The following is a 294-nucleotide window of genomic DNA, read 5'->3' on the forward strand; positions in this document are numbered from 1 at the left end:
AAGGTGGCGGCCCCGATCCGCTTGGACACGGAGAGCTGCGCCATCGTCAGGCCCGCGCTCATCAGGCCGCCGAGCCACGCCCACCAGGGCACCTGCGCGAGGCGGTCCGGCGCCGGCAGCCCGTACTGCCCCGTCACCAGCATGGCGACGCAGATCGCCGCGACGCTGATGAGGAGGCTGACCACGCCGGTGAGCAGCGGCCGCGCGAGGGACTTGGCGAGGCCAGCGTTCTGGCCCGGTTCGATCGCGGTGGCGATGCCCGCGAGCAGCGCGAATCCGTAGAGGAAGAGCATG

At 72.1% G+C, this 294-nt stretch carries 1 protein-coding gene; it reads right to left on the reverse strand.

Features of this window, described 5'->3' with window-relative positions; genetic code table 11:
* A partial coding sequence (locus ACLBXO_RS32130) for a DMT family transporter (protein ID WP_447687960.1) occupies positions 1-294 on the reverse strand: 294 nt, incomplete at both ends.

The sequence above is a fragment of the Methylobacterium sp. C33D genome (assembly GCF_053345825.1).